Origin of the sequence: Trinickia sp., from assembly GCF_051954495.1 — a bacterium.
Classification (GTDB): domain Bacteria; phylum Pseudomonadota; class Gammaproteobacteria; order Burkholderiales; family Burkholderiaceae; genus Trinickia.
Map to the genome: position 1 here is coordinate 1 of NZ_JBQCHR010000050.1, position 3,719 is coordinate 3,719.

Annotated in this window: 6 protein-coding genes; 2 read left to right on the forward strand and 4 right to left on the reverse strand. The window is 60.5% G+C overall.

The window, feature by feature from the left end:
• The 4 genes from ACTHNR_RS07945 to ACTHNR_RS07960 form a co-directional block, all read right to left on the reverse strand.
• The coding region (locus ACTHNR_RS07945; RefSeq protein ID WP_440547028.1) for a phosphorylase at positions 1–643 on the reverse strand (643 nt) is incomplete at its 3' end.
• Positions 644–653: 10 nt separating this feature from the next.
• Entirely contained in the window at positions 654–932 is a 279-nt protein-coding gene (locus tag ACTHNR_RS07950; protein WP_440547029.1) for a hypothetical protein, read from the reverse strand.
• A 58-nt stretch (positions 933–990) separates the two neighbouring features.
• The gene (locus tag ACTHNR_RS07955; protein WP_440547030.1) at positions 991–2,130 is read right to left on the reverse strand and encodes a pilus assembly protein TadG-related protein; all 1,140 of its coding nucleotides are present in this window, start codon (positions 2,128–2,130) and stop codon (positions 991–993) included.
• Positions 2,123–2,509 (reverse strand): TadE family protein, encoded by a 387-nt coding sequence (locus ACTHNR_RS07960; protein ID WP_440547031.1) that lies wholly within the window; start codon positions 2,507–2,509, stop codon positions 2,123–2,125. Before ACTHNR_RS07960 ends, ACTHNR_RS07955 begins: the two co-directional genes overlap by 8 nt.
• 377 nt (positions 2,510–2,886) lie before the next feature.
• On the opposite strand from ACTHNR_RS07960, the gene ACTHNR_RS07965 reads away from it, so the two are divergent.
• Together ACTHNR_RS07965 and ACTHNR_RS07970 are read left to right on the forward strand one after the other, a co-directional pair.
• Positions 2,887–3,333 (forward strand): Hsp20/alpha crystallin family protein, encoded by a 447-nt coding sequence (locus ACTHNR_RS07965; protein WP_440547032.1) that lies wholly within the window; start codon positions 2,887–2,889, stop codon positions 3,331–3,333.
• Between the two features lie 27 nt (positions 3,334–3,360).
• A partial coding sequence (locus ACTHNR_RS07970; protein WP_440547033.1) for an Hsp20/alpha crystallin family protein occupies positions 3,361–3,719 on the forward strand: 359 nt, incomplete at its 3' end.

The window sequence follows — 3,719 nt, forward strand, 5'->3', positions numbered from 1 at the left end:
GATAGCGATCGATCGCCAGGGCAGCGGCTTGCTCGGGAACCGACGGAGGCAATGCCGTGAATGCGTGTTCGAAAGCGAGCCCGGGCAGCTTAGCAACGTCGCCTTTGAACGACGCGCCTTCGACGAGCGACTCGATCGGCAGCGACTGCCCGCGATCGCCGAGCGGCAACGGGACGATTTGCAGATGCTTGTGAGGTTGGCTCGCGCCGGCTTCCCGGCCGCCGTTATAGAACCCGAGTCCGTCGAACTCGCCGAGGCACGCGAACCATGCTTGGAAATCGGCCAAGTCGAGCAAAGCCTCTTGCGGCTCGAATGCGCGCGTCACGATCAGCAGGTGGTGATCGATGACGTTGAATTTGTTGAGCAGCGCCACGTGTGTGGGCGACACGTCGGCGACGAAAAGATCGGGATCGTAAGGCAGGAACGGGTCGACCGACGGCCGCGGCTCTCCAGATTGACTGGGATCGGCGCGCGGCTTGTTCATCAAGCTAGAGACTTGCCGGATGACGAAGCGCACACCACCGTCTTCGAGGACCGTGCCGACCGTCTCGATCGGGCGTAGCGCGCCGCAAAGCAGCGCATGGTCGGTTCGATCGAGAAGGGTGGGCCAAAGCGTGCCCGGTCGCAGTGAAGCGCTTAGCATGGCGTCGGAACTACTCGCCGAACAGGCTGCGAATATCCTTGCCGTCGTCGCCGTCTGACAGATTGTATTCGGCTCGCACGGCCGTGAGCACTTCATCGATGAAGCGCTCGAAGCCGACCGCATTGCCGAAATGCTTCATGGTCCAATTGCAGCCCGATTTGTCGGGCTCCTGCAATTGCGGCCGCGGCACGCGAATCTTGACGCCGTCTTCCACGATCTCGTGAATGCGGTGCAGGCGGCGGCTCACCTCGTCTTGCAGTCTCGATGCGTTCAGCGTCTTGCGGATCACGGCATCGCCTCCTTGTGGGATTGGATGGGGCAGATGCCGTGACTATGCCATGAATCGCTTACTGCACCAATCTGGGCGGCGTGTAGGCGCCGTAGCCGGCGCCGAAACCGCCAGCGTTGGGCGTTTCGCAATGACTCATGTCGTTGGTCATTTGCACGAGTACATACGGCTTAGAGCCATTCTGCGCATTCATAATGTGCAAGCAAGCGAACGCCACGACGGGCTGGAACCCGCTCGTCGACGGTGTGTCCACCACCGGCGCGGTCACCCACGCACACTGTCCGTTGCCCGCTGCGCTGCACGCGGCCGTGCCGTTGAACAGCGTGTTTTCCGTCCCGGTTTGAATCCATGTTCCGGGAGAGGCGCCGATGACGAAGGTGGTGGTGTTGCCGCTCGTCAGCAGGCTTCTGGCATAACTGGCGCTGTTGTTATTCTGGTCGAACGTCGTCCACTGCCCCGAATCGCAGGTGCCGTAATGGTACGACGATCCGATTTGGAAAAAGTAGGGCTGACCCGTTTGTTGTGCGATGCTCGTACCGGGCAGGATGTTGTTGTTGGGCGACAGTTTGGGAGAGCTGGTGGTCGAATCCCAGTAGTTGTCGTAGAGGCATTTGGACATGGCTAACGGGAACAGCCCGCCTGGGCCGACGCTTCCCGGTTGGGACAGCACTGCTGTGGCCACCGCGCTCGCTTTCAGGGTCTGCACGCCGAGCACGTTGCTCAGAAATGTCGCTACCGCGCCGTTGGCGTCGGTCCCATCTTTGTGGATGGTCACGCGAACCGCGGGCAGATCATTCGGGCCAGGTGTGAAGGGTAGGGTCTCCAAGCCGGACGGCGTTCCGGTGACAGTCCAAGAGCCCGTGGACACCGTACTGGCTCTTACCGCGGCGCCCTGGACTTTGTTCGTGCTGGTGGAGGTTGAAAATGCGGATGCTTTGGCTGATGCCGTCGTCCAATCCGGTTGCGGGGCCGTCGTGTTGCTGCACGCGGTACGACGGATCAAACATCCGGCGCCGGCCATCGCCGCCGCGTCGGCCGCGTTCTGCAGTTGGTTGCGCGCAACCATCACGTTGCCGATATCGATGGCGAGCCCCGCAAACCCCAACAACATGACCAAGCAAACGGCTACCGTTATGGCTACGGCCCCTTCCTGCTTCCTTCTGCTTCCCCTCGAGCGCATGGCAGCCCCCTTACTCATTGTTCATGACCGTGACTGCGGATAGGGTGATCTGCCCCGACAGCGCTGCCGCCAATTGGCCCAGTGCCAAACCCGTGTATGGGTAAGAAACCGTTACGGTAAGGGGCGTGCCGAAAGTGCCGCCCTGGCCGGTCGTGGTGACCGTCGGTGTGCGCTGTGTACCGAACGTGAGCAAATGCGACGAGGTGTAGTTCAGCACGACGTTTTGAATGTCCGCCGAGGTGGCTTTCGGACTCTTCAGCACCACGCCAGCACGGGCGCCTTCGCGACTGGCGTTGGTGATCACCGCTTTGTCGTAAAAGGCGACCCCAAACTCGACGATGCCGAATACGACCACAAGCAATATCGGCAGCACAAGGGCGAATTCGACTGCAGCCACACCGTGCTGGGTTGCTCGATTCGTCCGAATTCCGCGGCCGCGGCTTACGCCTTGATGTTTTATGGTCCTCATACTTCCCCCGGTTTCAACGTATTTGCGAAGCGTCGAAATGCGCTACCGCGCGATTTCCCCAGCAGTGTGGAATGTCATTTATGCGCCGGTTGGGCTTAATGTAGAAGGGGTAGGTCGGCATTGCTGTTGGGCGGCGCACACTAAGCGTCACATCGCGCTGGAGGCCGTCTGCAACGCTCGATGGCCGGCCGCTCGATTTCTGCGAATCGACCTCTTGAAATCGAGAACGTCGCCAATATGTTTGGGGCATAGTCGGACAGCAGGTCGTTCTTGGTTGCTGTGCCGCCAACTAAGAGGGAACTATCATGAGTGACTTTCTATTTGGACACGTCGGAAGCGACTTGTTTCGCGAGTTCGATCGCCTGCAGCGCCAAATGTCGACGTTAGCCGGCGGTTTCCCCGCCAGCCTGCGCTCGAACCAAAGCTATTTTCCGCCCGTGAACATCGGCGCCACGGACGATGCGATTGAAATCGTCGTTTTTGCACCGGGCTTCTCTCCATCGCAATTCGAGCTTTCCATCGACAAGGGTCTTTTGACCATCGCCGGCGAGCGCGAGCGTCCTGAGGCCGCAATGGGGGAGGGAGCCCGTTCGTATGCGCGAGAGCGATTCATGGGGGCCTTCCGGCGCGTGATCGAGTTGCCGCCAAACGCAAACCCGGACGACGTGCAAGCGAAATATACGGACGGCTGCCTCATGATTCGCGTCGGCAAACACGAATCGTCGAAGCCGCGAAGCATCACCGTTCTGTAATGCCTACGGTTGGCGAAGGAGCATTCAATGAGCAACGAGACTGAAGTGACCCGGCGCGATGCCGGCGAATTGAGCCCGCGTGACGCGGCGGGACGTCGGGCCGCGCTCGTTCCCGCGGTGGATATCGTCGAGGATCAATATGGCGTGACCGTATGGGCCGATTTACCGGGCGTGCCGAAGGACAAACTCGAGATCAAAGTGCATGGCGATAATTTGTCGATCGAGGCGGAAGCAGTCGTGCCTACGCCTGCCGGTATGAGCGTGACGCACAGCGAGGTGCGCACGCCGCGCTATGCTCGCGCGTTTTCGATCAGCCCGGATCTGGATACGTCGAAGATCGACGCGAGCCTGCAAGATGGCGTGTTGACGTTGCGGATTGCGCGGCG